This is a genomic window from Cytobacillus sp. FSL K6-0265 (genome assembly GCF_038003465.1).
In the GTDB taxonomy this organism is placed as follows: domain Bacteria; phylum Bacillota; class Bacilli; order Bacillales; family Cytobacillaceae; genus Cytobacillus; species Cytobacillus stercorigallinarum.
The window spans coordinates 3886166-3913134 of the sequence record NZ_JBBOPE010000001.1; the positions used below are offsets into that span (position 1 = coordinate 3886166).

The window sequence follows — 26969 nt, forward strand, 5'->3', positions numbered from 1 at the left end:
AATTCACATCCATCTTATAGAAAGTCTACGAAGCGATCTCTAAATTTCACATGTAAAATCGAACCAACGACAAATAATAATATAGTAATTCCCCAGAAATAGAGGCTATATTCCCAATTCACAAATGGATACCAATTTAGACCTAAGATCGTCGCCCGATATCCTTCTGCTAAGTAATAAATCGGGTTCAGCTGCATTAATGTTGGCACTATCTCGGGCTTTAGTGCATATGGTGGCCATAAAAATGGAGATACATAAATAAGAATCCTCACGACTGATTGAATAGCCATTTGAAAATCACGTACAATTGTTGAAATAGTAGAGGTGATTAGTGAGAGCGCAACCAAGAATATTAGGGTCGCTAACATCATATAAGGTAATTGTATATAGTATACAGAAATTGGATAACCCATAAATTGGAACATAATGAGTACAATAACTAGTAACATTAAATGTTGATAAAGCTTTGCAAAAATCACATAGGTAGGTATGACACTCATTGGGAAACTCATTTTGGATACCATCTTGATTCTTGAATAAACTGATTTTGACCCCATTGTGATCGATTGACTAATGAAGAACCAAACGACTATACCTGATAACATCCAAGAAAAATAGGGGATATAAACTTCATCACCTATATTCACATCAGGTCTACCAACAGATCTAAATATCCCATAGCCAAACACAAACCAATAGATCGCAATTTGAATCATAGGGTTGATAATTTCCCATAGAATCCCTAAATAGTTGTTTCTGTTCGCACTTTTCATTTCATAAACAGAAAGGCGTCTAACTAAATAAAAACTTTTGATTTGTTCTTTTAAAACTGTCACTACAGAACGCATGCGTTTTTCCTTTCCGTGCCTTTAATTTTCTTTTAACAATGAATTACTCTCCCCGAGAAAATATTTTATCATTGAATGATGAAATTGTCATTTTCTGTTGCGACAGAGCAAAAATAAAAAGGGAATTAAAAGATAAATAATTCCCTTACATTACCGATAACAATATTATAATGATTTACCTAGTACTTTACCATAAAATTGGTTTAATGCTTCTTGATTATATTGTTCGTCATGAAATAAACTTCTCTCAGGTAAACATTTTTGTCGGTAACGCTCAACAAATTGAATTAACTTTTCAGCCAATGCTTCTTGATTGTTCTCTACTAACTCACCATAGCCTTCTTTAAGGACACTTCTAACACCTGTTACATCTGTTGCTATAATCGGTTTACCTATAATCAATGTCTCGAGTAGAACGAGTCCTTGCCCCTCATAATTTGAAGAAAGGACAAAACAATCACACTGATTAATAAGAGCAAAGGGATTAGATAGTTGCCCCACTAAAATAATGCGATCATTCATTTTTAACTTATGAATAAGAGATTGCAATGATTCTTTAAGTGGTCCTTCCCCAACGATATAAAGCTTAATATCTTGATCGTATTGGTATAGAGTCCAAAATGCATGAATTAATTTTTCATGACCCTTTTCAGGTGAAAGTCTACCGACAGTGACAAAGTTCACATCTCCCTCTTCAGGAGCAATGACTCCTTGAATAGTTAACTTAACAGACTCGGCTAATTGGTCCGTAACAAGATAATTATTCCCGCTAACTTCGATATAATCATACTGATTCATCAGTGTCTTTACACGGTTACTATCAACTAGATTATTGACATAAGTCATTTTTTTGTGACTATCTGGCACTAACTGCTGTAAGTTTTTCATATTCGTTTCATGCGTCGATTCTGCTACTGAGATGATTCTATCATAATATTTATAAATAGAGAAAATCACTTTTAGATTCTTTTTATGTTTAAATTTCCCTTTGATTTTCTTATTAAATTCTTCCATCATATCATTATGAAGATAGATAGATTTATTCTTTATTCGCGAAAAGGCAAACAAGAGACTCCAAAAATCATTATAACCACCAAAATTTATTGCATGATCAAAATTCACATCACCAACTAACCGACGAAACTCATTATAATATAAATGTGCTGGGAGTACCTTTTCTACGATTTGTCCACTGACACCTCGATTCAAGATCCACTGATGTTTATAGCTATCGAGAACTGTTCTACCAAGAACCCCAGGTCGATAAATAAAATGAACGTTAGGGTTAGCTCTTTTAATATTCACCCATTTTTCTTCAGAACCTTTTGGATTCTCTATGACAACCACTTCGTATTTATCATAATCAATCGCATTTAATAAGGTTAAAGCAGACATCGTTATGCCATTGTTATAGAAAGCTCCGCAATACATAATAATTTTCTCTTTATTTGTTTCCGTTTTGATTAAATGCTTCTGTTCGTTGTCTAATAGGATTGATAACAGTCTTGAAGCAGCCTGTCCATCATCATTATAACAAAACTGATCTTGATATTTTTTGTACTTCTCATTATATTTCTCTTGCTCTAAGTCGATATTTTTAATATACTCAAACACTTCTTCTAATTGTTGAGTGAGTGGTCCAGGTAATTGATCAATCGGGAGATAGAATCCTCTCTCATGACTATATTGTTCAATATCATCTCCATAGAAAATGACTGATCGCCCGGTCGGTAAGAAGTCAAAGAAAATGCTAGAATAATCAGTTATTAAAATATCGACTGCTGATAGTAATAAATTTGTATCGATGCCATTTGGTACACATAGCTCTTGTTTTTGATTTTCCTCAAAGTACTTAAAAGCAAAATAATGAGACTTCAGTAATACAGTATATTCACTGCCTAATTTCCTCTTTAATTGGAGGACATCCTGAAGTAATTGCTCACTCATATCTGCCTCATCTCCTACCGTCCCCCGCCAGGTTGGAGCATATAATATCACCTTCGTTCCACTCGGTACCCCTAATTGTGATAATACATTCTCTTTTGAAGCATGTAGTGTTTGATCGACACGAGGATAACCAATATCAGCTACATAACCTGGAAAGATTTCATAAATATCATGGGAAGACAATAGTTTTTCATATGTAAACTGATTAGGACTAACTAATATATCTGTTTGCAAAAGATTTCTCTGGATATTCATATGATCGGTCATACCCGCTAGTTTAATATCCTTGCCTAACGTCTTAAGAGGTGTCCCATGCCATGTATTCACATATACTTGACCTTCTCTTTTTATGAAATAATAAGGAAAGGACGTATTATTAATTAAATATTTGGCAGTAGCTAAGGATTTTAAATAAAGATCATCATCTACTGCCACAACTTTAATATTTTTTCTTTTTGGTAATGCGTCTACAAAAGAATCTTTTTCATTCACGACTATAATATGAAGAAACTGATCGAAATCAGTTCTTTTTTCAAATGCTAAAAAAATAGCTAATGGATTACACGTAAAACTCTTACCATGATATGCCTCATACAAAATCACTCGATCTTCCACTTTTAAATGATTCACATAATAATTATACTTCGCGCGAATCTTAAACCGTTCATTCCTAATATAATCACGTATAGGTTGTTTAATAAAAGGAATTTTGCGACTGAAGTATTTCATTAGATTACTTGCCAAAATGATCTGCTCCTCTTTCATTAAAAATGTGCTAATTACTACTATTTTGAGTATTCTTTATTTTTATTTGATTCTACTATATTTACTAATATTTTCATAATATCTTCTTTTAACTCCTCATTCTGGAGCGAGAACTCTATCGTAGTTTTAATAAACCCTAATTTTTCTCCTACGTCATATCTTGTTCCCTCAAAATCATAGCAAAATACCGACTTATATTCATTCAATGCTTGAATAGCATCAGTCAATTGAATTTCCCCACCAGCACCAATCTCTTGATTTTCTAGATACCTAAAAATATCAGGGGTCAAAACATACCTTCCCATTATAGCTAGGTTAGAGGGGGCAGTACCTTTTAAGGGCTTTTCAAGAAATTGACACACCTCATACAGTCTACCATTATTACTTAATGGATCAATAATACCATAACGATCGGTTTCATCTGCTTCTACAGTCTGAACACCTACAATTGAACTCCCAAGTAAATCATATTGATTTATTAACTGTTTAATACATGGGACATCACTTTGCACTATATCATCACCTAGTAACACAGCAAATGGTTCATTGCCAATAAAATTCCTTGCACACCAAATTGCATGTCCAAGACCTTTTGGTTCCTGTTGTCTTATATAATGAATATTGGCAATTTTAGAGGGGTGTCTTACCCTTTCTAAAATATCTAACTTCCCTTTATCTAAGAGGTTCTTCTCTAACTCTGGAGCATAATCAAAATGATCTTCGATTGCCCTCTTCCCTTTCCCTGTTACAATGATAATGTCTTCAATACCTGAAGCTACAGCCTCCTCGATTATGTACTGAATAGTCGGCTTATCCACAATAGGGAGCATTTCTTTAGGCATAGCTTTTGTAGCTGGTAAGAACCTTGTTCCTAATCCGGCTGCTGGGATAATGGCTTTTTTTACACTAGACATTGAAGGACTCCTTTGTAATGTTTTAATTTTCTAAAAAATAGTATATAAAAGATAATTTACCATGTTTTTCATAATAAATATATCTAAAAATTTTTTATAATTACATTTGTCCTTATAAAAAAACCTTAAACTAATAGCTTAAGGTTTTTACCCTATAGAAGATTTAATTTTTAATGGACTTACTAATTAATTCTTTTTTTACGGTGCTAATTAATTTTGTAAAGAGGTTCACCTTCCGAGTCGAGGTAATTTCCTCATTTTCCTTTACAAATAATTCAAACTCCGAAATATACCACGGAATATCTACTATAAATTTGAAGCTTTTTTGAGATGTTGTAATTGCAAATTGTTGTACTACTAATTCTTCACTATTTTTAATAGTACACGGTATTATTTTATTTTTGTATTTAACAAAAACTTCTCTATTAAATGAAGTACCTTCAATCTGGAAATAAAGATATTTCAGTCGTAACTTCTCAATAATAATTTTCCTAAAAGAAGAAAATTTATTAACATCGTATTGTTTACCATATTTGACCTTCAATAATACCTTCTTTTCTATTGTTTTAAAGTTTTGGTTTAGAATATATTTATCTTCTATTTTCCCCAAAAGTAACCGCATAAGGTATATAAATTCTTCTACTTCCGATTCTTCCAATACATTTAACATTTTACTGTAATTTTTAGAAATTAAAAAAAGTCTTAAGTGGTAAATTATTAAATAACTCATGTAAGGTAAAGTATTATTATCCATTTCAATTGATAACTTTAATAATGGACTATATGATTTTTTTAAAAGAGGGATGTACCTATCCCTCTTCTCCCAATTTATATCAACCAAAGAATTTTGTTCTTCTCTTTTCCTATAAAAATATTTACTATTTTTTATAAGACCATATTTCTCCACAGAAAGTATAAATTGATTCACAAAAAAAGCGTCTTCAAAAAAACTAATATCAGACCTAAACGTCAAACCTAGATCATTTAGAACACTAGTCCGGAAAATTGTCCCACCAATATAGAAATGTGGACTATTATATTCTCTAGTTATATCTATAACCCTATCATTTTTACTACTGAATCTATAATTTAATTTATGTTCTCCTTGTACTCTTCCAAAATAAATAATAGGTGAAACGGCGATATTAACTGTAGGGTTAGCGGTAAAGAACAAACAAGCATTGTTTAAGTAATCCAAACTCAACTTATCATCCGCATCAAGAAAAACTACATAATCCGAAGTAATAGGAACACAGGACAAACCAATATTCCTAGCAACTGAAGGTCCACTATTATTTATTTTTCTATATATTATGGTATCTGGAAATTTTTCTAAATAGGTATGACATATTTTTTCGCTATTGTCCGTACTACCATCATTTATAAGGATGATTCGTATATTATTTAAAGGGTAATCTTGATTTATTACACTCTCGATAGTTGTACTTAAATACTTCCCAGAGTTATAAATAGGTATAATTACTGAGAATTTCATCATTTTTCCTTTCTATTCCTTACTATTCACTAACTTTTTTATAAAGTTTTCTAACTTTAAGTTGGAGTTTTCCGTATAGATATTTGCTAAAACTGATTTAACTTCCTCATAAGTTACATTAGGATATTCTGTATTTAAGAGAGTTATTTTATTCGCTAGTGTTTCAACATCTGTGGAATTAAAATCTAATAATTTCTTGTTAATATCTCCGTAAACCCCTCTAGCCTTTTCATACTGCTCAAAATCATTTATATACAATAAGAATTTCTTATTAATCGCTAGACCATCAAATATAATTGAAGAATAGTCGCTTATTATTAAGTCAGAAATCAATATCAGTTCTTGAACATCAATAGTTGAAGAGGGATTAATAACCTGGCCATTTACTTCTTTCCCACCCAAACTCATACTATGATCTTTATCTATTAATACGTAATCATCGTTTAACTTTTCTAATAGGCTATTTAAATCCAATTTGTACGTATTATCAGGTGTAGAGGATTTGTAATTATAATCTCTCCATGTTGGAACGTATAAAATAACCTTTTTTCCAATTGGTATATTCAAATCTTTTTTAATAACTTCAATTAGTTCTGTGTTTTCTTGATTTGATTTTAGCCATTGAACTCGAGGGTAACCAAAATTTAATATTTTCTCTTTCGGAAAAACAAAGGCAGATATAAACTTTTCAGATGCTTTAGGGGAATCAGATAGTAGAAAATCCCATCTCATAATATCTCTTTGTTTCTGCTTTTTATGGTTCCTGTTGTATTTTGAAATATACATTTCATGACTATCGAATAACAATTTTTTATAGGGAGTTCCATGCCACATCTGAAGCCAATATGTACCTTGTCTTTTTCTAAAATCTAGAGGCAACCAACTTTCTCCAATTACAACCTTTGAAGTTGCTAATTTTTCATAGAATTTCATTGACCTTGGAGTAATTCGAAACTCAGAAGGCACCCTTTTATCTTTTGTAACGAAATGAATCTCAAATTGAGATTTCCTTTCCTGTAGGTATTCAAAAAAGTATCTTGAGTTTCCTATATATCTATAATCAAACCCTAAAAATAATATAGAGTTTTCATTAATCGCTCTATTATTAAACTCCTCAATTTTCTTTAGCTTTTGTTGTTTCTTCTTGTTTTTATAGTAATTAGTATTTCGAATAGAATCAGTCAGCTTATTATATTTAATCTTATTTTTATATTTTTTTGCAATTTTAAAAATAGGTACTAATTTTCCTTTAGACTGAAGCCAATCCACAAATAAAATTCTATTAACTTTACTTCGCTGAACATACCTTCTTCGGAATAATAAATGATTTAAAGGTATAATATTTAGGGGGACTTGATAATGTTGGTTTTTCGTATTTAAAATGGAGATAACTTTCTTTAAAGTCTTTCTTTTATATCCAATTGGAGCCCTTTTTTTAGCATAGTAAATAGATTTTTGTATTAAATGTTTATACACTTGATAATATGAACTTTTCCCTCTAGGATTAAACAATTTAATACTATTTTCTACCGCTTTCAAATATGAAGTTATATGTTCTGTCCCCTTAGTATTAGTTTTTGTAGTTGAATGTTCATTTACACGTACCCAATACAAAGGATTAGAGATTATTGCAATTGCATTGGCTTTTTGTGCAACATCAACGTAAAATTCAAAATCCTCATAGATATATCCCTCTCCATACCTTATATTGTTATTTATCAAAAACTCTTTTAAATATAGCTTATTAACACTAAAATAAGTTGGTGCCTCATATAATTGTTCACAATCAATGTCATATAATGCTTGTTTGTATAAGAAGAGATCATTATTAACATATACAAGCCCTTTATCCTCATAATAATAAGCCCAATCACATAAAACAAAATCATAGGGACCCTCAATTGCTTTATCAAACAATTTCTCAAAGCAACTAGAGTCTAAGATATCATCCCCATCTAAAAAGAATATGTATTTCCCTTTCGATTCCTCTATACCTCTATTCCGAGCAGTACCTTGTCTCATATTTTTTTCTTGATATATAACTTTAATACTAAAATTTTTTGAATCATTAACTCTTTTAAACTCCTCAATAAGTTCATGAGTTTTATCAGTTGAACAATCGTCTATAATTAATACTTCAACACTACCTTTGAAACTCTGCTCCTTTACAGAATTCAAAGCTTCATCTATATAAAGCTCTACATTATATGTAGGTATAATTACGGATATATCAAATTCCATTTTGTTTCCCCTCTCAAAGCTAATAAAAAAGAAATTGTTATAATATGAACATTTTAAAGTATATTCAAACATTATAAAAGTGCAGATAAAATAATATCTTCTCTATTTTACAATATACACTTTGTCCAAAAACAAACATAAAAACTATTATATCAGTAAAATAGGACCATACAATACCACTATTATCCTTCTTTATTTATAATTTTATATTTTAAATAGCAATTTTAGGAGTATTTCACTAGGTTGGCTTGTACAACAAGTATTAAAACTACATGTTTGTTTTTAGTAATTAAACATTTCAAAATATCTATATTTTGACCAATTCTTTTGATTTTTTAGGAAATGCATAACTTTTTTCGTCAATTTAATATGGTTTTTTATTTTGTCAATGTTCTATTCAATTCTTTAAACTACCCCTACCTAGGAAAAAACCGGTAAGCGCGCTTCCTATAAGGATGATGGTGAGTGCAGGAGTTTGAGGTTGTGCTTCAGTCGTATGAGCCAATGATTTTTAAGATTATGAGGAGTTTGGGGATTTATCGGGAGAAAGAGGAGTATTATCAGGTGGCTGTGATTGCTTTGTGGGAGGCATGGGAGCGATATGATGAAGGGTTGGGGAAGCCTTTTATTAGTTATGCTTATGCTTGTGTGAGGGGGAAGTTGTTGAATGAGTTGAAGCGGTCGATTAATTATTCAGTGCGATGGGTAGTGGCAGAGGAAGAGTTTTGGTTATTGGTGGCGAGTGATGAAGTGAGCGATGATTCTACTGTTGAGTTAGAGTTTTTGCGGATTTGTCGAGGGTGTTTGACGGAGAAGCAGTTTAAGTGGGTATGGTATACGCTCATGTATGATTACTCGATTCGAGAGATTGCCCTTAAAGAGGGGGTGTCTATATCTGCTGTGAAGCAGTGGCGGGAAGGGGCACGAAGATCCCTGAGAAAGAGGATGGGGCGAGAAGGAACGCACCATTAAGTGTGAACAGGCGCATTCCTTTCTTCATTAATCAATCGAATTGTCTCTTCTAGAGTGATTGGCTCTTTGGTAGTAGGATTCATATATTTGGGATAAAGTAAATAGGCGGCAGCGAATACTTCAACAAGTGTACGTTGTCGCTTTCTTCTGGCTACCATTTGACGATCATCTGTTAAGCCCCAGTTGGAGTAAAAAGGGGCTCCAACTGTTGTAACGGGAATGCCTCTCATAAGCGCTTCGAAACCGGATAAAGAAGTAATAGTATAAACATGGTCGACGGTTTTTAGTGAATCATGCAAGCTAATTGGTTCGCTGACAATCTGTGCTAGATGAGAGACGTCTTTTGGATTGGATTGCAACGGCCTCTTGCCGGATAGTACGTCAGGATGCGGCTTATAAATAATTTGTGCATGAGGATTTTCCTCCCGAGCTAAGCGGACAAGGTCATTGTTCGTCCATCGACTGGCCGCTCCCATCAAAATCGAAGCATCATCTTCTACTTGTCCAATGACTAATATCCGTTTATTCATTTTCCTGCCGTAGACTACATTCACATCTTTATGTGAAAGATGGTTATATTTACTTAAGCCATTTTCTTTTATTTCTTCTATGATGTGCGCTGCACGATCTAGGATATCTTGGTCAAACTGATGATGATTGAGTAAATGCTCTAAGTCACTTGGTTGGGTACTATCATAATAAATACCTGTTTTGTCTATGCATAACGAGTATGGCAAAGTATGCAGTGCCCCTAAACCAACAGAGCGGACAAAGCCGTCTTCTACACGATAGATAGGAACTTGATAGGCTTCGGCGATATCTTCCAGTTGGACATGTTGTTTAGATCCCCATATTAAGAATACTTTTTCCCTGTTTATGCGAAGCAACCCGTGTAAAAATACAGTAGTAAAAGTATGGGGGATAAAAATAATTTCATATTCACGAAAAAATTCTTTCACACACTCTTGTTTCCAATGAGAAAAGTAGAATGCCAACGCTATAGGTTTTGTTTCATTATTCCTTTTTACCTGGCGAACGGTTTTTGTATATTGCCGTATCTCGTTTACTTTCCTAACACCTTTCTTTGCTAACCCTCGCCATTTTTTCACTGTAAGACACCTGCTACGATGTAGGATTTGAGCATATCCTTCTCTTTACTGCTACCTGAATATAGAATTTGTTCCTCGCCTATTTTTTCTCCTGTTTGTTGAACGACCCAGTAGAGTAATAATTCACAATCGCTTGGTTTTCTGCCCAGTTGATTAACTAGCTCACGATAAAAACCTTGTGGGTAAGACTGTAACTCCACTCCTCGTTCAATCAGTGTACGCATATAATCTGAGCCATGCGGATAGCGATGAAGGAGACCAGGTTCATTACATAATAATAATTCCACCTGTGATAAGTTCACCTGCTCATGCAATTCAGGATGAATGGTACCAAATAAAATGAATGAACTGTTCCGATCAATCAATGGAAAGGATGGTGGCGTAACAAAAATTACGCTATCAAATTTTTGACAGAAATGATGCAGCGCCTCTTGTGACGTCGCTTCTAGTACAATCCCTACTTTTTTATGCGTGGTCAGCAGTTGTTGAAAACGGCCTTCTGATTGAATCAATTGATTAACAACCACTTTCTCACTATAAGTGGAGGCGTTTGATTGATCGTAATCAAAATTGACTGCCAAAGAAAGATAAGGCACGTCTATTGGTTCTATTTGCTTCTCTCGTAAAAGCTGTTTCGCCTTATAAGGGTGACCGCAATGATTAAGAATAGCTGCAAATTGCATGATATCTTCTCTAGAAAAATCGACATCCAACATTTTTAACGTCTCTTCTGTTGCATGTAATAACCTATCTGATGGACCTTCAATCTTCCATAGTAATCTGATTAAAGCAAGCATTTGCCGCTTAGATTTTTTCTCTACCTTCAATAAGGAGATAAGTGCTGCCTGATAATCTCCAATACCGGCAAGAGCAATGCCCTTTTCACAATGGAGAGGGTCAGGTAAGCTGCTCTGTTGCTGTTTTTCTTCGATTAGTTGCAAGCATTTTTCATATTGTCTCGCATCATTTAAAAGTTCAATATACACTTGCTCTCTTCCAGGTTGATAAACTAAATTTAATGCTTGTTTATATAATTGTTCAGCTTCAGAAAAGGCAAGTGCTTGTCTTTTCTTATCACCCTCTAGCTCCATACTTTCTGCACGTTGTCTAATTAAGATTTTCATTGCTTCTTCTAATTGAATATGTTCACCGGTATCCGGGTTCATATAGCGCGGATACACAAGATAGCTAATCGCAAATAACTCGTCAATCGTACGTTTCCGTTGTCTTCTCTCGTTAGGTTGCTTATCTGTTGTTAAGCCCCAGCCTGCATAAAATGGCGATCCGTAACAAGTAACTGGTATACCGCGAATAAGCGCCTCGAAGCCAACAAGAGAAGTCATTGTGTACACATGATCAATCGTCTGGAGCGCATCAACGATACCAAGCGGTTCAGTTACGACTTTCGCCACATCGGTCACGTCCATCGGATTAGAAAACGCCTTACGATATCCGCCAAGAACATCGGGATGTGGTTTATAAATGATTTCACATTCTGGGTGCTCTTTTGCAGCCGCACGAACGAGATCATTATTGGTCATTTTTGCTTCTAGTCCATATTGAATGGATGCGTCATCTTCTACTTGCCCAATGACTAAAATCCGCTTTGACTTTTTCTCACCATATATCTTATTGATATCAGCTTGCGCAGTATGGTTATATTTTGATACGCCCTGTTCAATAAGCTGTAGCCGACATTTTCTTGCTCGCTGCAACAATTCCACTGATACCTCGTAAGTATTTAATAATTCTTCTAAGTCTGATGGTTGCCGAGCATTGAAATAAAGCGTCTTTGAATCAACAGCGATGGATAAAGGAAACGTATGGGCTGCACCTAAGCCTACTGAGCGGACAAAACCATCTTCCACACGCAGGACTTTAATACCTTTCTTAGCTGCATAAGCAGTTAGCCCTTCAGGTTCTTTAAATCCCCAGACGATAAATACTACCTGAGATGCCTTTTTGATGAAAGGTTGCAATCTTTTTAAATCCCCTTGTCCAAAAACAAACGCGGTGCGATATTCCGAGAAAAATTTGCTGCTATGCTCCCTCTTCCAAGGATTAAAGCCGAACATAAAAGCGACAGGCAATGCCTCACTTTTGCTCCAATTCTCTCCCATTTCAATAAATGGCTTTTGTTCGTTCCCTTTATTTAGCGAAAGTTGTTTTAAACTTTTTTTTATTGTTTTTTTCCAACCCATACGTACAATACCTCCTTCCTTTATACATGTACGAAATGTGTTTTTAATCCTTCGACCCAATCCACTTCCTTAAGAGAGGTGGCTGCTGCTCCACCCATGACGTCTGAAATGAATGGCAGCCCATGCTTAGCGCTCCCTTTTAGGCGTGGGATAAGATGAAAATGAAGGTGCCGTACAAGCTCGTTCATTGAAGTCATATATAAACGTTCACTGCCAATTACTTCTTTCAGTGCGCTTTCGACCACTTTGACGATCTGAAAAAAGTCATGCTGTTCTGCCTCGTTTAAATCGCTCCAATGTTCAATATGTCTCTTCGTTTCCAAGTGTAAATAGCCTAATGCAGTCTTTGATTCAACCGCAACAAGCATCCACCGATCATTTTTATAAATTACTTCACGCTTATGAGCGAGCTGTTTTTCACAAATTGCACAGCTATTCAAAAGAAACACTCCTTACTGTCTGACCGCCTGTTGGTTAAGAAAATCCTTTACAAGAGCCGTGTAATCAAAACTTTGACGAAGAATGGATTCAATAATCTCCCGTACTGCACCATTGCCACCCATCCGTTCCGCAACGATTTCCGCCTCTTGCTTCACTTCCTCAATCGCGTTTGCTGGACATGCTGCTAACCCGACCATATTCATTGCTGTTATATCATTCAGATCATCACCGATATAACACATTTGATTCACATCAATATCTAGTTCACCCGCTAATTGCAAAAGGGTGGATACTTTATCTTTCACACCTTGCTGCACATGGTTGATATTCAGTTCCGCAGCTCGTTTCTCAACCGCCGCAGATCGTCGGCCTGTTATAATTGCGACCTCTATCCCAACAAACTTCGCTAAGCTTATTCCCATGCCATCATGTACATGAAATGCCTTTAGTTCTTCACCACTACTCGATAAAAAGAGTTTGCCATCGGTTAACACACCATCAACATCTAACACGATTAAGCGAATATTTTTCATCAGTGTGCCTCCTACAACCCAAGATGCATAAGGTCATGAATATGAATCATACCTACGGGCTCATGTTTGTCATTGACAATCGGTAGCACATTTACTTTATGCTGTTCCATTAATGTCTTCGCTTCAGAAGCGAGATGGTTTTCTGTCAGATAATACGGTTGTGGGTTACAATACTGAAGGACTTGTTCCTCGAGTATTGTATTCGTCATCGCAAATGCTCTCCGAATATCGCCATCTGTTAAAATCCCGAATAATTCATTTTTCTCTGTGACGACACTGATCGCGCCCATCCCTTGTAAAGTCATCGAGAAGAGTGCTTCTTGAACAGTTGCATGTGTCGCAATGATCGGGTTTTTGCGGGTATTAGCAACCACATCGGTTGTTTTAAGTAATAATCTTCTTCCTAATGAGCCTGCTGGATGAAAGACGGCGAAATCTTCTGGCTGAAAGTTTCTTGCTTCTAGTAAGGCAATGGCTAAAGCGTCTCCTAAAGCTAAAGTAACCGTCGTGCTCGTTGTAGGAGCTAAACCATGTGGGCAGGCTTCCACTACATTGCCAATGCAAAGGACAATCTCTGACTTTCTAGCCAATGTCGATAATGGGTTTTTCACAATGCTAATCATTTTCGCACCGATTCTTTTTATGGACGGGATGAGCTGTAATACTTCTTCCGATTCCCCACTATTTGATATCGCTATCACTACATCCTTAGCCGTAACCATCCCCAAATCTCCATGCAACCCTTCCGATGGATGAAGGAAAATAGAAGGTGTACCTGTACTCGCCATCGTAGCATTGATTTTTCTGGCAATTATGCCTGATTTACCTATGCCTGTAATAACCACTCTTCCTTCACATTGGAGAATCATGGCAATCGCTTCATTAATATGTGGACCGATTTGATCTTTTAACTGCATAATAGCTGTTGCTTCTTTTTCCAATACAGAAATCACGTGATTAGTATAATCCAGCTGGTTCGTTTTCATATTCAGCATGCTCATTCCCTCCTGCATAGGATGACGCTTTTAATAAACAATCCATGGCTACAATCGGTTTTAAGATTTGTTCGACATCACTTAATTTCACCATATTCGGTCCATCAGATAACGCTTTATCAGGGTTAGGGTGAACCTCCATAAAAATGGCATCGACACCAACTGCTGCCGCGGCACGAGATAAGTAAGGAACAAATTCACGCTTTCCTCCTGTACTCGTACCATTGCCCCCTGGAATTTGCACACTATGTGTCGCATCAAATACAACTGGTGCCATTTCTCTCATCATTGGTAATGAACGCATATCAACAACTAAATTGTTGTAGCCAAATGTTGAGCCTCTTTCTGTAAGTAAAATACGGTCATTACCTGCTTCCTTTAACTTTGTCACAACATTGATCATGTCATTAGGAGAGAGGAATTGTCCCTTTTTTACATTGATGACTTTTCCTGTTTTCGCTGCAGCAGTAAGCAAGTCTGTTTGTCTACAAAGGAAGGCTGGGATTTGGATAATATCCAGCACTTGACTAGCTAGTGCTGCTTGGCTAGGTTCATGAATATCTGATAACACAGGAATGCGAAAGGCATCCTTTACATTCGCTAACATATTTAATCCCGCTTGAAGTCCCGGCCCTCTTTCGGAAAAAATAGAAGAGCGATTGGCTTTATCAAATGACCCTTTGAAGATAAATGGAATGCCTAAATGGGATGTAATTTCTTTTAATCTTGCCGCTGTCTCCATCACTACTTCTTTGCTTTCTAACATGCATGGTCCAGCAATCAATACAAAAGGACGCTCACCGCCAAATACGATTTCATCATTTAATCTGACTGTTTTAGACATACTGTTTTCCCCCTAGAATCTCTTCTATTTTTTGAATATCTTCTTTCGTGTCTACACCGTGAAACGGGTCATCTGTTGCAATCATCTTAATCATGATATTATTTTCTATCAGCCGCAGTTGCTCAAGCATTTCTGCTTGTTCAAGCGGTGTTTGTGGGAGCATAACGAATCTCATTAATATTTCTCGTGGATAACCATAGACGCCAATATGTTTGAAATAATCAGTTTTTTCTCCTCTTTGGAAAGGAATCGGTGCTCTCGAAAAGTAGAGTGCTTCATTATCCTTATTTGTCACGACTTTTACCACATTTGGATCCGTGATATCTTCAGGGCGATCAATTTTTTTCATAGCGGTAATTAGAGCCCTATTTTGCTCTTTTCGAGAGGTTCGAACCATCTCATCAATCAAGGTAGGCTGGATGAGGGGCTCATCTCCTTGAATATTAATGAAAAAGTCACCTTCTATATTGGATGCTACTTCAGCCATACGGTCAGAGCCCGTTTCATGGGCGGCACTTGTTAATATCGCTTCACCCCCGATTGATTCAACTACTCGCTTAATTTCTTCATGGTCAGTAGCGACAATGACGCGCTCTAATTCTTTCGATTGGCATACTTGGCGATATACTCGTTCAATCATTGGAACGCCAGCAATAAGTGCAAGTGGTTTACCTGGGAATCTAGTCGATGCGTACCTTGCGGGAATGATTCCAATCGCTTTCATCCAATACACCTCTCTCATAATCTTCTAATCTATTCGCTAAATTTTTGGCTGTTTGTTTATTAGGTCGATTAAGCACACCTTCTGTTTGATAATGAAATCGTAAATAATAGAGAAATTTTTCAATTTTATCTATAGATAAAGGAGTCGATAATGACTTTTGCAAACTTTGATATAAAAGATCTGGATGCGGACATTTTTCTACAAGTGGGTCAATATTGTATAAGGCATCTCCTAATGTAATCACTTTCTTGTAGTGAGCAAGCGCTTCTATTCCTACCGTTGAATTGACCGTTACCACAGCTAAGCTTGCCTTCAAAAGCTTGTCCATCCGATATTTCTGAACAAATTGTACATTTGTATATTTGTTCTTCAATGATTGATAGTTTTGTCGTGATAAGTCTTCAGGATGTTCCTTTACAATGACTTTAATTTGCCTGTGATATGTTTGGTTATATTGTTCCACCGCTTTTAAAGTAATCTCTAGTAATTGCTCCATTGATTGAATATGTGGTGAATGATAAAAGATTTGCGTATCACGAGACACTTGAAACGGGAGAAAGATATATTCACCACGCAAATCAACCTCATCTTCTTTTCTTCGGCTATACCATTTCTTATGAACGAAATATTTGAGTCCTTGCCAGAAATTAATATGAGCAAAATAGTTTGGATGGATACGCAAAAGTGACCCTGCCATTGATAATAGTTTTGCTGAAGCAACTTTCAGTAAATTTTCCCTCTTTAATTGCTTAAGTGATGTTTCCTCAGGGCGGAACATATATTTCATCAGACGCGGACGGTCAACCTCAATATCCTGATAGAAAGAGAAGTCTCTCGGGACGCTCGAACAGGCATTAATCCCATTCGGATCACACGTAATCGTATACGGTCTGAACAGCCCATCTTCAAAGAAATACGTCCGCAAACCCTTCTTCTTTGCTAAATAACGGCATATTTGGTCAATCCAGTGATAGCCATTAAACAAGCAAATAACTTCTATGTTGTGTCTATCAAGCAGGTGATCTAGTGCTGCCATGTACCGCTTATACATCCTAAGCTCACTTAGCGGGATCTCCTTTTGCAGTACTCTTTTTGTAAAAGTAATATTATATATCTGTAGATCCATTAACTCCTCGTCACTAATCGGGTATTCCTCTTTCGCCACATGATGAGGTAAAAAAACGGTTGGAATGGTCGTTTTCATTAATAACTCATTTAATTCAAGCTGGATTAAATGAACTTGATGACCTTTTCCTTCCAACTCAGCCCCAATATCATGAAAAAGCCTCTTATTGCGATTGCCTCGAATAAACATGAAATGAGCCATTAGCATCCTCCAAATTCATCGGCTGTATTTAACGCTTTATTTGCCTAGAGTGTATCATGACAATCGCCGAAAAATGACGGATTTACCGATTATTTACAAACCATTTAATAGATATTTACATTTGTTAGAAAATTTTTATAATAGTTAATAGAGAGTTTACAATTTAGAAGAAGTCATTTAAATAATGGGAGTAGATCTAGATTTTCTTTTCACAACAATCTCCACTGGGATGATGTGCTATAGAATACTTAGTTGAGTTAGACGAATTTTTTTGCGTGTAACCTCAAACTCACGATGTAGATTTTTGATTATTTCATACTCTAGGAAGACAATCATTTTGTTGGCGGTTTTTCTATTTATAATCGCAAACTCTGTATTTTTTTGTTTACGTTACATTTGTGCACTTCTCCCTCTTATGGGTGTAATCCTCATTTACCAACACAACTTGTGGTTTTTCAAACCTTCTTAAGTGGACATTTCCCTTTTGCCCACACTTCTTCTTCATTTTGATTCCACTTGTGTGGGCTTTTCCACTTTGACCACACTTCTTCTTCATTTTGAAGTCAAGTCCTTAATATTGTGTAAAATTCTAAACCACTGTTTTCAACTATTAATTAGTGATATGATTTATCCCCTTACATTTTTTGAGGGAATCTTCCATGGTTCTATTCCTTCATAGCCAGGGTGGGATGTCAAAGGCTCCTCACTTTGACAGTCCACCCTGGCTATGAAACCATCTATAATGGAAGTTTCACTCAAATGTAGAGGCTATTTGCATAAGGATTTTCTCTTTTGGTAAACCGTTTGTTGATAATGAAGTAAGACAGCTCCCACTAAACGAAAAGCGGACTGAGTGTTAGGAAAAATCCGTATGACTCTTTCCCTTCTACGAACTTCTTGATTTAACCGTTCTAATGAATTCGTACTTCTTATATGAGGCCAAAGAGCTTGTGAATGTCCCATATATTGAATGGTATCTTCAAAGCCTTCATCAAGGATTTTTAAGGCGTTTGTGAATTTAGGATTTTCACCGAATTGGTTCATAAGTTCCTCTTTGAAATTCCTCATATCCTCTATAGTTACCGCTTCAAAAATCCGCTTGACCATCGTCCTAATTTCACCAGAATCTTTCTTTGGGAGTTTCTCGATAATATTACGTTTAAAATGTACATTACATCTCTGCCAGCTAGTGCCGATAAACTCCCGTAGAATTGCTTTTTGAAGACCTTGATGAGCGTCTGAAATAACGAGCTTTGGAGACTGAAGTCCACGGGATTTAAGCTGTTGAAAAAATCGACTCCAGCTATCATAGTTCTCAACATGATCAACTTGAAGGCCAAGAATCTCACGAGTGTTTTTATCAGTCAGGGCGGTCGCAATATAAATCGCTTTGGAGACAACTCGATGGTGCTCGCGCACCTTAATATACATAGCGTCCACAAAGATAAAAGGATAGTAGGAGACATTAAGTGGTCTCTTGGCCCAGTCGTTAACGATAGGATCTAGCTTTTGAGTAAGAGAGGAAACAAAAGACTTTGAAACGTTCTCCCCACAAAGCTGTTCCACAATATGTGTAACCTTACGAGTAGATATACCATTAATCACCATTTCGACCATTGAGATAACGAAGGCTTGATCACATCGTGCATATTTTTCAAAAACGGAAGTTGAAAATTCACCATTTCTAGTGCGTGGTACTTTAAGTTTTAGCTTCCCAATACTCATCGTAAAATCACGTTCGTAGTAGCCATTACGATAATCTAAACGGTCAGTCGTGCGTTCGTAACCAGCAGCTTGTATATATTGATCTCTTTCTTTTTCCATGTATTCATTTAATACAAGGACAATAGCAGATCTAACCACAGTATCAATATTTGAGTTTATAACGGCTTCTTTTAAAACATCCAAATCTAGGTTAAACTGTATTTGAGTCATTCTTATTCCTCTTTCATTGTTTATCGTCGTTGAAAACAGTGTTGACAAGAAGGAATAAAATGACTCTTCTTTTTACACAATTATATGGACTTAATCCATTTTGATTCCACTTGTGTAGGCTTTTCCCTTTTGCTCACACTTCTTCTTCATTTTGATCCCACTTGTGTGGGCTTTCCCACTTTGCCCACACTTCTTTTTCATTTTGATTCCACTTGTGTGGGTTTTTCCTCTTTGACCACACTTCTTCTTCATTTTGATCCCACTTGTGGGGGCTTTTCCCTTTTGCTCACACTTCTTATTCATTTTGATTCCACTTGTGTGGGCTTTTCCCTTTTGCCCACACTTCTTCTTCATTTTGATCCCACTTATGTGGGCTTTTCCCTTTTGCCCACACTTCTTCTTCATTTTGATTCCACTTGTGTGGGCTTTTCCCTTTTGACCACACTTCTTCTTCATTTTGATTCCACTTGTGGGGGCTTTTCCCTTTTGCTCACACTTCTTATTCATTTTGATCCCACTTGTGGGGGCTTTTCCACTTTGCCCACACTTCTTATTCATTTTGATCCCACTTGTGGGGGCTTTCCCACTTTGACCACACTTCTTATTCATTTTGATCCCACTTGTGTGGGCTTTCCCACTTTGACCACACTTCTTGCTGATTTTTTCCTTCTTATGTTTGTATTCTGGATTTAATCCTTCTCCTCTCCCTCATTACTTTTACGCGAATTCGACTTGCACGCAATTCTTTGTTACGCACTCAGTTCGGGTTCACCCCCCTGAGTGCGAATATCCCCTTCTTCCAACACTATCCACTATCTACTTCGATTTCGTCTGTTTGCTCAACAATTGAATATCCTACCTAATTTGCCCTTCGTTCTTCATAGAATTAATAGCGTCCACCCCGCTTTATTCATGCAACCATTTTCCATTTCGAGCTCATCCGGAAATCACGGGCACTCATCAAAAAAGGCATTCAATCAAACGTTTGATTGAATGCCTGTTTCATTTATTCAGCTTTCTTCCATTCCCCTATTCTACGGGGATCTGCCGCTCCGTCTAGTGTACGGTCTTTTAGTTGTAGTGATAAGGCATTGACACTGCCGAAGTAAGTGGCATTGTCATTGATTTTCACTTTATAGCCTTTACTTTGTAGTTCGTTATAGGTTTCACGTTTGAAGCCTGGTTCAATTTCGATTTTGTCATCTTCTATATAAAAACGTGGTCGCTCTACAGCTTGTTGTAAACTATGACCATAGACAAGATGATAGAGAATGGATTCGGTGATCACTGCAGGAATTCTTCTTCCTCCAGGTGAACCAATGCCGATTACTTCTTTATCATTGGCTAGAATCGTTGGTGAGATAAAGCTCCTTGGCCGTTTTCCTGGTTCAAACACATTCGGACTTTTTTCATTTTCACTGTAATTGGTGAGTGCATTATTCAGGAAAAATCCTTCCTCCATATACTCACCTGTTCCAAAAAAGTTCCCTAATGAATTCGTTGTTGACACCATCATACCGCTTTTATCTACGACAACAAAATGAGTCGTATGTCCATAATCTTTACGTTCTGCCTCTGAATCATTTAATCGGGCACTTTTGAAAATGTCCTTATGTTCCTCTACCAACTCATCAGTAAACTCTTTACTCATTGATTTTTCCAAATCAAGGTCGGAATAATCCATATCCCCTATTTGTGATAATCTCTGCTCGTAGGCAATTTTACTAATTTCTCCGAAAGAGGCGACAAAAGATGGTTCATCGTCCCATTCTTGTTCCTCTAATACTTTCTCTGCCATCTGCAATGATTGAATAACAGTCAGCCCTGAGTATGGTGGGGCAGAGGAAAATACATCATATCCCATAAACTCTCCATGCACTGCTTTCATTTTTTGTGAAGTATACTTACTAAAATCACTGCGGTCAAATGAATCATGTTGCTCAGCAAACGATTCTGCCATGTCACCTCGATAAAAAGCTGCCGCACCGCCATCACGGATTTTTTTAAACGTTTCAGCAAGAGCTGGCTGGACGAGACGATCACCCACTTCTATCGGTTCGCCATCAATGATAAAAGGCAAATCGTCATCCTCGTCTATCCGATTATTCAATGCCACCTTAAAACGATAAGATAAATCCTCATCTACCTGGAAACCATTTGCAGCTAGAGGAATCACTTTATCCATAATCTTTTTAAAAGACATACTTCCTTCAGCTTCATGAATATCTTCCATTCCCTTTACAAATCCAGGTATGCCTGAATCTGATTCTACTTCCTCAGAAGAAAGCGGAGCCATTTCTCTGTATTGCTGAACAAATGGCTTTGCGCCTTCTTGGTATACAAGAGTTTCTCCACCACCGCCAAGGCCTGAGCCATATGGTTCGACAACCGCTAATGCATAAGACACAGCAACAGCTGCATCAACTGCATTGCCCCCTTCGTTTAATACTTCCATTCCTACCTTTACAGCTAACGGGTGGCTTGCACTTACCCCGTATTCACCGCTCTCTGTTCCTATCATCGGGAGGCTCACCTCTTCCTCACCCTTTCCATCAAAAACCCACAGAAGAACAATCACAATGAGAATAACGACCAGCAATCCTAGCAGTATAAGTTTTTTCTTCATTGCTCCTCCTTCTTTAATCTTGGCTTTGTTGCACTTTCACCTTCAACAATTCTATTTGTATTTCTTGTTCTTCTTTTTCTGTTAGTGTATCTGTTTGACTAAAGCCCACAATGAAAAGGAATAAACCGGCTACAAATAAATAAGGCACTAAACGATTGAATACCTTCTTCATTCTTCCCCCTCCCTTTGTTTAACTGTAAACGTTAATTTATCATCAACTGTTGCGTGATCCACATCCAAATCTCTCGTTAATTGACGCATAATCGACTGCTCTGAGAGCTTGTCCCAGTTTGATAAAGGGGCCGGTGTAGCTTCTCGTATTTTCATAGGGGTAATTTCGAAATTCGTTTCCCCTGTAGGCATGAGATGAAATTGTACGAGGGCTGTTTCTCTCGTTCTTGACCAGCCTTGGTCGAAAATAAAGTTACCTAAGCTATAAAAAATAACTGTGTCATCATAGACCTCAATAGACTCTAATACATGAGGATGGTGTCCAATAACTAAATCTGCTCCAGCATCTGCCAACGCTCTTCCCAACTCTTTTTGGCGGTCGCTCGCTCGACTATTATATTCACGTCCCCAATGGGCATGGACAATCACGTAATCTGCCTTTTTCTTTGCTTCTGCGGTTAAAGGGATAAAAGTAGCTGGATCAAAATCCAATATGCCGGCTTTTTTTTCTCCTGTCTTCGTTTCATCAGAACTTAAGTCAGAAAAACTCAGTGTCGCAATTGTTAATCCATTGATTTCCTGATAAGAAATACGATTTCTAGCATCGGTATGATTTGTCCCAGCGCCAACGGCATCGATTCCTTGTTCATGAAAGGCATCAAGGGTATCAATCATTCCCTGTTCGCCATAATCCATCATATGATTATTTGCCATGGCCATCGTTTGAAAACCAGCGTCCTTCATCGCCGCAACCGATTCACGATTGGCTTGCAATGTAATCTCTTTGTTTTCCATCGGTTCAAGCTCTCGATCACTTGCTACATTTTCGAAATTCCCTGTGACATAGTCCGCCTGATTAAATAATGGCTCAACATAACGGAATAAATAGTCATAGCCATAACGTTTTGTTACTTCTTCCACATGTCTCCCAACCATTACATCTCCAACAGCCACGCCCGTTACTTGCGCATTTTCTTCTGGCTGAGCATCTGCCTCCGTACGAATATCAAAACTATAAATAATAGCAAATGCGACAATTAGCACCGGAAAAAGAATCATGATATGTATAGGAATACGTCTTTTCTGCTTCTTTAAGAAACGAAGAAGTTGTTCATGGAAATTGAGCTTCCTATGTTTCTTTTTTTGTTCCATTCTTGTCTTCTCACTCCTTTAAAATAGATAATACACGTACATAATGCCAAATGTTGCAGCGGATAAAAGCAGGGTGCTACCTAATGTAATGGTAACTCCTTGTTTTTGAATCGTATTTGCAATCAATCCGGGGACAATGACCCCCAACCCTCTAAATTCATTAATCTCAAACGGTAATATCGGGTAAAAATAATCTAATATCAATTTGAGACATATCCCGGTAATGAGCATCGCAGCAAACTTCCGACGTCCGTATAAAATAACGACCTTTGATACGCCATATTTTACAATCACATAGGTTAATAAACTGACAAGCAAAATAATTAAAACAAAGATTGGCTGGTCCAATACAAGAGCCAGATAACCTGGCACGACTAACCCAGCAGGCATGATCCCAAATTTCTCAGCAAATAAGAGACTGAGTAGGACGCCTAGAATAAGAGATATGTATAAATCATCACCAAACATGGAAAACGCTCCTTAACTGACTAATTGTTTTATTTTCAAATGTTGAATTTCCTCTATTAACGGTTCTGCAGCACCATGTATATTGCCGACTCCATAAATGGTAGAACCTTTCATTTCTCCTTTTAAATGCTCGAGAATTTCTCTCGTATCCGATCCTTCTAAGTTTTCTAATGATTGTGCAGGGATAAGTCCTAGCTCGTATGCTTTCACAATCGGTTCTGCCGATTCCCCAATCACAACAAGCGTTTTCATTGGGATAAATGGTAAAACATCTCTCGCAAATTGTTCCGTACGATCGACACGGTCTGCACGACAATTCATGATAACGATTGGTTCCTTTGTCGGGTATCCAACTTCTTCTACTCGCTTCCAAATATTCAAAGTCGAAGACGCATCATTTGCTGCAAAACCATTCACAAAATAGGATGGTTCTTTCGAATGTCCAATTGGCGAAATTCTCATCGCTCCTGGATCTGGTGGTGCATGGAGCATCCCTTGTCTTGCCGTTTTTTCATCAATACCAATCGCTTCTGCTACTGCCAGTGCTAAAGAGGCATTATCAGGGAAAACCATGTAATCGAACTGTTTTAAAAATGTTTCTGAAATCTTACTATTATCAGCGACAATCACAGTCGTGTTACGTTCAGCCGCTACTTTTTCGTAATAATCACGATATGCATCATCAGTAATAATTAAATAACCGTTATGAGGGATGGTCGCTGTAAAAGCTTCAGCAACTTCATCTAATGTTGGTCCCATCACATCCATATGGTCCTCTAAGACATTCACGATAACCCCGATATTCGCTTGTAGTAATTCTTCTTGGAAAGTAATTTGGTAATCGGGATTGACCGCCATACATTCACTGACTAATGCTTCTGCTCCACGATCAACCGTCTCTTTAATTACTTCCTTCTGTTCACCAATATTAGGCCCTTGAGGCTTTCTCACAATTGGTTTCTCTTCTGGATCATTCCAATAAATCATCCTCGCATCCGTTCCCGTTGTTTTTCCTACTGTCTTATAACCAGCTTCGAATAATATCCCAGTAATAAGCCTTGTGACAGTCGATTTCCCGCGGATTCCATTAATATTAACTCGTATCTTTAATGCATCTAGCCTTTTACGATGTTTTCTTTTTTCAATAATTCCTGCCGTTAATAAAATGAGACAGCAAACAACAATAATCCACATATGCCCGCCTCCTCTTTTCCTTTTTTTTTATTGTCAAATTGGCACGATTAATATATTAATATATAAATATTTCACTGCCATCACATGGAAATAAACTTTTTTTACCGATAGATGACAGTAGGATTTGGATTAATACTACAATTCCCGAGGAGTAAATCACTATAAATAAACATTTTTTTCTAATTGTTCAAACCGTTCTTCTTATAAAATATTTTTTATGTCCGTAGGTAGGTATTTCTTTTATAAAAAATAGATGACATAAGAAACGGATGCTGACATAAAATAGAAAAATATTTTTCAAAGAGGAAATATCCAGAAAGGTGTCGAAAAAGGTTGAACGGAGGATGTGAAATATATGAATGAAAAATTATGGGAACAAATCGAAATGGATACACTCACTTCGCGCCTTCATGCTATTGGAAACCGACCAAATAATCCACTCGGTGTATCCATCCAATCATTCGGACAAACAATGGCCTACACTGTTAAAAATATTCCGGGGCCAGCTTTTAATGTCATCAAAGGGTTTTGTGCGGAAGACGAGTTATTGCTTGATAAAATAATTGATTGGTATGATGAGAAACATATTCCTGCTCGCTTCGAAATTGCACCAAGTCATTATTCCCAATCATTATTAAAAGCATTGCACAAGCGCGGTTTTTATCAGACAGATTTTCATACCACTTTATATAAGCAGTTACCCGATACCATAAAACCAGTAAATCATGCAATAGAAATCCGTACTTTACGCCAAGATGAATTCCAGACTTTTGCTGACATATACATACAAGGCTTTCAAATGCCCTCTTTCTTACTAGAAGACGTAGCGCAGAACAATGCCGTCCTTTATCCGCTACCTGAATGGAAATTTTACTTAACACTAGTCAATCATGAACCTGCTGGAATCGGCGTGCTTTTTTGTAATGAAAAAGGGGCAAACCTCGCCGCTGCTGCTACCTTACCTGCTTTTCGTCAAAAAGGGGTGCAGTCTGCACTCATTCAACAAAGAATGCAACATGCGCAGGAAATTGGCTGCAAATGGATCGCTGGGCAAGCCTCCTATGGCTCAGTTAGTCAGAGGAATATGGAGCGGGCAGGAATGAGGGTTGCCTATACAAAGGCGATATGGGTGAGGGATGAGATTATTAAGAGGAAATAAAATAGAGCCCTTTTTAAAAAAGAGCCCTAACAATTGTATCTTATCTAGATGTATATCCAGCGTCGGCATGAATCGTAGTACCTGTAATATAAGATGATGCATCCGATGCTAACCAAAGACTTGCTTGTGCAATCTCTCTTGGTTGACCAAAGCGATTCAACAAGCTTAGTTGTGGTGCATACTCTTCTTCCGTAAAACCAAACTGATCAAGAGCACCTCTAAGCATTGGTGTATCAATTGCACCAGGAGCTACTGAATTCACACGTATATTTTGTGGACCATATTCCATAGCAGCTACTTTTGTCATTCCAACTACTCCGTGCTTAGCTGCTACATAAGCAATATTTTGTGGTTGTGGACGGAATCCGCTTACAGATGAGATATTAACGATGGAACCACCGTTTCCTTGTTTTTCTAGTTGTTGTAGCTCATATTTCAAACAAAGAGCCGTACCTGTTAAGTCAACAGACATTAAGCGGTGCCAATAATCTTCATCGAACTCAGCAGCTAATTTATCATCTGGTGTTAACGCAGCATTGTTTACAGCCACATCTAATTTACCGTATGTGTCTACAGCAAATTGCACCATGTTTTGTACTTCTTTTGATTTCGAGATATCTACTTTTACAAAAGCGGCCTCTCCACCACTAGCTTTGATTTCTTCTACTACGGCTTGGCCTTTTTCTTCATTAAAATCAGCTACTACTACTTTCGCTTTTGCCTCTGCAAAAAGTTTAGCCGTCGCTTCCCCCATGCCCATTGCTGCGCCTGTAACAATAGCGACTTTACCTTCTAATACTGGAAATGTCATTGTTCTTTCCTCCCTTTCCTTTGTTCAGTTTCTATTAAATCTCATCAATTTTAGTGTCTCAATATACAAATTGGGTTATTTTGTTCAGTAATGTTCA

Annotated in this window: 23 protein-coding genes; 2 read left to right on the top strand and 21 right to left on the bottom strand. The window is 36.9% G+C overall.

Features of this window, described 5'->3' with window-relative positions; all coding sequences use genetic code 11:
* Nucleotides 1-14 precede the first annotated feature (14 nt).
* The 5 genes from MHH73_RS19700 to MHH73_RS19720 all read right to left on the bottom strand — a co-directional run bounded on the left by MHH73_RS19700 (nt 15) and on the right by MHH73_RS19720 (nt 8210).
* Nucleotides 15-848: an ABC transporter permease gene (locus MHH73_RS19700; RefSeq protein WP_191813187.1), complete on the bottom strand. Its 834-nt coding sequence runs from the start codon at nt 846-848 to the stop codon at nt 15-17.
* A gap of 165 nt (nt 849-1013) precedes the next feature.
* Nucleotides 1014-3539: a glycosyltransferase gene (locus tag MHH73_RS19705; RefSeq protein ID WP_341068875.1), complete on the bottom strand. Its 2526-nt coding sequence runs from the start codon at nt 3537-3539 to the stop codon at nt 1014-1016.
* Nucleotides 3540-3580: 41 nt separating this feature from the next.
* Nucleotides 3581-4474 (bottom strand): UTP--glucose-1-phosphate uridylyltransferase GalU, encoded by an 894-nt coding sequence (galU, locus tag MHH73_RS19710; protein WP_341068877.1) that lies wholly within the window; start codon nt 4472-4474, stop codon nt 3581-3583.
* 163 nt (nt 4475-4637) lie between these two features.
* A complete protein-coding gene (locus MHH73_RS19715) occupies nt 4638-5969 on the bottom strand; it encodes a glycosyltransferase family 2 protein (RefSeq protein WP_341068879.1) in 1332 nt (443 codons plus the stop codon).
* Between the two features lie 12 nt (nt 5970-5981).
* Nucleotides 5982-8210 carry a bifunctional glycosyltransferase/CDP-glycerol:glycerophosphate glycerophosphotransferase gene (locus tag MHH73_RS19720; RefSeq protein WP_341068881.1) on the bottom strand — a complete coding sequence of 743 codons (2229 nt, stop codon included), beginning with the start codon at nt 8208-8210 and terminating at the stop codon, nt 5982-5984.
* A 465-nt stretch (nt 8211-8675) separates the two neighbouring features.
* Between MHH73_RS19720 and MHH73_RS19725 the strand changes: the two genes are divergently transcribed.
* Complete coding sequence (locus MHH73_RS19725; RefSeq protein WP_318245463.1) at nt 8676-9182, top strand: sigma-70 family RNA polymerase sigma factor; 507 nt, start codon at nt 8676-8678, stop codon at nt 9180-9182.
* Here MHH73_RS19725 and MHH73_RS19730 read toward each other — a convergent pair.
* The 15 genes from MHH73_RS19730 to pgsB all read right to left on the bottom strand — a co-directional run bounded on the left by MHH73_RS19730 (nt 9179) and on the right by pgsB (nt 24902).
* Nucleotides 9179-10291 carry a capsular polysaccharide export protein, LipB/KpsS family gene (locus MHH73_RS19730; protein WP_191813195.1) on the bottom strand — a complete coding sequence of 371 codons (1113 nt, stop codon included), beginning with the start codon at nt 10289-10291 and terminating at the stop codon, nt 9179-9181. The genes MHH73_RS19725 and MHH73_RS19730 overlap by 4 nt on opposite strands.
* The gene (locus MHH73_RS19735) at nt 10288-12492 is read right to left on the bottom strand and encodes a capsular polysaccharide export protein, LipB/KpsS family (protein ID WP_341068884.1); all 2205 of its coding nucleotides are present in this window, start codon (nt 12490-12492) and stop codon (nt 10288-10290) included. The genes MHH73_RS19730 and MHH73_RS19735 overlap by 4 nt, the downstream gene beginning before the upstream one ends.
* Before the next feature lie 20 nt (nt 12493-12512).
* Entirely contained in the window at nt 12513-12932 is a 420-nt protein-coding gene (locus MHH73_RS19740) for an HIT family protein (RefSeq protein WP_341068886.1), read from the bottom strand.
* A gap of 12 nt (nt 12933-12944) precedes the next feature.
* A complete protein-coding gene (locus tag MHH73_RS19745; RefSeq protein ID WP_191813201.1) occupies nt 12945-13466 on the bottom strand; it encodes a KdsC family phosphatase in 522 nt (173 codons plus the stop codon).
* Nucleotides 13467-13477: 11 nt separating this feature from the next.
* Nucleotides 13478-14461: a KpsF/GutQ family sugar-phosphate isomerase gene (locus MHH73_RS19750; protein ID WP_191813203.1), complete on the bottom strand. Its 984-nt coding sequence runs from the start codon at nt 14459-14461 to the stop codon at nt 13478-13480.
* Nucleotides 14424-15305, bottom strand: a complete 882-nt coding sequence (gene kdsA, locus MHH73_RS19755; RefSeq protein ID WP_191813205.1) for a 3-deoxy-8-phosphooctulonate synthase — start codon at nt 15303-15305, stop codon at nt 14424-14426. Before kdsA ends, MHH73_RS19750 begins: the two co-directional genes overlap by 38 nt.
* Nucleotides 15298-16029, bottom strand: a complete 732-nt coding sequence (gene kdsB, locus MHH73_RS19760; RefSeq protein ID WP_341068890.1) for a 3-deoxy-manno-octulosonate cytidylyltransferase — start codon at nt 16027-16029, stop codon at nt 15298-15300. Before kdsB ends, kdsA begins: the two co-directional genes overlap by 8 nt.
* Nucleotides 15986-17356, bottom strand: coding sequence for a capsular polysaccharide export protein, LipB/KpsS family (locus MHH73_RS19765; protein WP_341068892.1), 1371 nt, complete (start codon nt 17354-17356; stop codon nt 15986-15988). The genes kdsB and MHH73_RS19765 overlap by 44 nt, the downstream gene beginning before the upstream one ends.
* Nucleotides 17357-18124: 768 nt before the next feature.
* Nucleotides 18125-19291 (bottom strand): IS256 family transposase, encoded by a 1167-nt coding sequence (locus tag MHH73_RS19770; RefSeq protein ID WP_341065002.1) that lies wholly within the window; start codon nt 19289-19291, stop codon nt 18125-18127.
* A gap of 90 nt (nt 19292-19381) precedes the next feature.
* Nucleotides 19382-19900, bottom strand: a complete 519-nt coding sequence (locus MHH73_RS19775; RefSeq protein ID WP_341068895.1) for a hypothetical protein — start codon at nt 19898-19900, stop codon at nt 19382-19384.
* A 397-nt stretch (nt 19901-20297) separates the two neighbouring features.
* Entirely contained in the window at nt 20298-21917 is a 1620-nt protein-coding gene (locus MHH73_RS19780; RefSeq protein ID WP_341068897.1) for a gamma-glutamyltransferase family protein, read from the bottom strand.
* Between the two features lie 13 nt (nt 21918-21930).
* Nucleotides 21931-22089, bottom strand: coding sequence for a hypothetical protein (locus MHH73_RS19785; RefSeq protein WP_341068899.1), 159 nt, complete (start codon nt 22087-22089; stop codon nt 21931-21933).
* On the bottom strand, nt 22086-23240 hold the full coding sequence (locus tag MHH73_RS19790) for a CapA family protein (RefSeq protein WP_341068900.1): 1155 nt from the start codon (nt 23238-23240) through the stop codon (nt 22086-22088). The genes MHH73_RS19785 and MHH73_RS19790 overlap by 4 nt, the downstream gene beginning before the upstream one ends.
* Before the next feature lie 18 nt (nt 23241-23258).
* On the bottom strand, nt 23259-23708 hold the full coding sequence (gene pgsC, locus MHH73_RS19795; RefSeq protein ID WP_095371783.1) for a poly-gamma-glutamate biosynthesis protein PgsC: 450 nt from the start codon (nt 23706-23708) through the stop codon (nt 23259-23261).
* A 12-nt stretch (nt 23709-23720) separates the two neighbouring features.
* Nucleotides 23721-24902 (bottom strand): poly-gamma-glutamate synthase PgsB, encoded by a 1182-nt coding sequence (gene pgsB / locus MHH73_RS19800; RefSeq protein WP_341068902.1) that lies wholly within the window; start codon nt 24900-24902, stop codon nt 23721-23723.
* Nucleotides 24903-25257: 355 nt separating this feature from the next.
* On the opposite strand from pgsB, the gene MHH73_RS19805 reads away from it, so the two are divergent.
* A complete protein-coding gene (locus tag MHH73_RS19805; protein ID WP_341068904.1) occupies nt 25258-26061 on the top strand; it encodes a GNAT family N-acetyltransferase in 804 nt (267 codons plus the stop codon).
* 40 nt (nt 26062-26101) lie between these two features.
* Here the strand turns inward: MHH73_RS19805 and MHH73_RS19810 are convergent, their stop codons facing one another.
* Entirely contained in the window at nt 26102-26872 is a 771-nt protein-coding gene (locus MHH73_RS19810; RefSeq protein WP_191813223.1) for an SDR family NAD(P)-dependent oxidoreductase, read from the bottom strand.
* Between the last annotated feature and the right edge of the window lie 97 nt (nt 26873-26969).

Bases quoted from the DNA above. Each gene is read 5' to 3' on its own strand.
- kdsA (WP_191813205.1), bottom strand. From the start codon at position 15,305: ATGTCTAAAACAGTCAGATTAAATGATGAAATCGTATTTGGCGGTGAG.
- kdsB (WP_341068890.1), bottom strand. From the start codon at position 16,029: ATGAAAGCGATTGGAATCATTCCCGCAAGGTACGCATCGACTAGATTC.
- pgsB (WP_341068902.1), bottom strand. From the start codon at position 24,902: ATGTGGATTATTGTTGTTTGCTGTCTCATTTTATTAACGGCAGGAATT.
- MHH73_RS19805 (WP_341068904.1), top strand. From the start codon at position 25,258: ATGAATGAAAAATTATGGGAACAAATCGAAATGGATACACTCACTTCG.
- MHH73_RS19785 (WP_341068899.1), bottom strand. From the start codon at position 22,089: ATGAAGAAGGTATTCAATCGTTTAGTGCCTTATTTATTTGTAGCCGGT.
- MHH73_RS19775 (WP_341068895.1), bottom strand. From the start codon at position 19,900: ATGAATAAGAAGTGTGGTCAAAGTGGGAAAGCCCCCACAAGTGGGATC.
- MHH73_RS19745 (WP_191813201.1), bottom strand. From the start codon at position 13,466: ATGAAAAATATTCGCTTAATCGTGTTAGATGTTGATGGTGTGTTAACC.
- MHH73_RS19765 (WP_341068892.1), bottom strand. From the start codon at position 17,356: ATGGCTCATTTCATGTTTATTCGAGGCAATCGCAATAAGAGGCTTTTT.
- MHH73_RS19780 (WP_341068897.1), bottom strand. From the start codon at position 21,917: ATGAAGAAAAAACTTATACTGCTAGGATTGCTGGTCGTTATTCTCATT.
- MHH73_RS19770 (WP_341065002.1), bottom strand. From the start codon at position 19,291: ATGACTCAAATACAGTTTAACCTAGATTTGGATGTTTTAAAAGAAGCC.
- MHH73_RS19750 (WP_191813203.1), bottom strand. From the start codon at position 14,461: ATGCTGAATATGAAAACGAACCAGCTGGATTATACTAATCACGTGATT.
- MHH73_RS19735 (WP_341068884.1), bottom strand. From the start codon at position 12,492: ATGGGTTGGAAAAAAACAATAAAAAAAAGTTTAAAACAACTTTCGCTA.
- MHH73_RS19715 (WP_341068879.1), bottom strand. From the start codon at position 5,969: ATGAAATTCTCAGTAATTATACCTATTTATAACTCTGGGAAGTATTTA.
- MHH73_RS19700 (WP_191813187.1), bottom strand. From the start codon at position 848: ATGCGTTCTGTAGTGACAGTTTTAAAAGAACAAATCAAAAGTTTTTAT.
- MHH73_RS19810 (WP_191813223.1), bottom strand. From the start codon at position 26,872: ATGACATTTCCAGTATTAGAAGGTAAAGTCGCTATTGTTACAGGCGCA.
- MHH73_RS19790 (WP_341068900.1), bottom strand. From the start codon at position 23,240: ATGGAACAAAAAAAGAAACATAGGAAGCTCAATTTCCATGAACAACTT.
- galU (WP_341068877.1), bottom strand. From the start codon at position 4,474: ATGTCTAGTGTAAAAAAAGCCATTATCCCAGCAGCCGGATTAGGAACA.
- MHH73_RS19720 (WP_341068881.1), bottom strand. From the start codon at position 8,210: ATGGAATTTGATATATCCGTAATTATACCTACATATAATGTAGAGCTT.
- pgsC (WP_095371783.1), bottom strand. From the start codon at position 23,708: ATGTTTGGTGATGATTTATACATATCTCTTATTCTAGGCGTCCTACTC.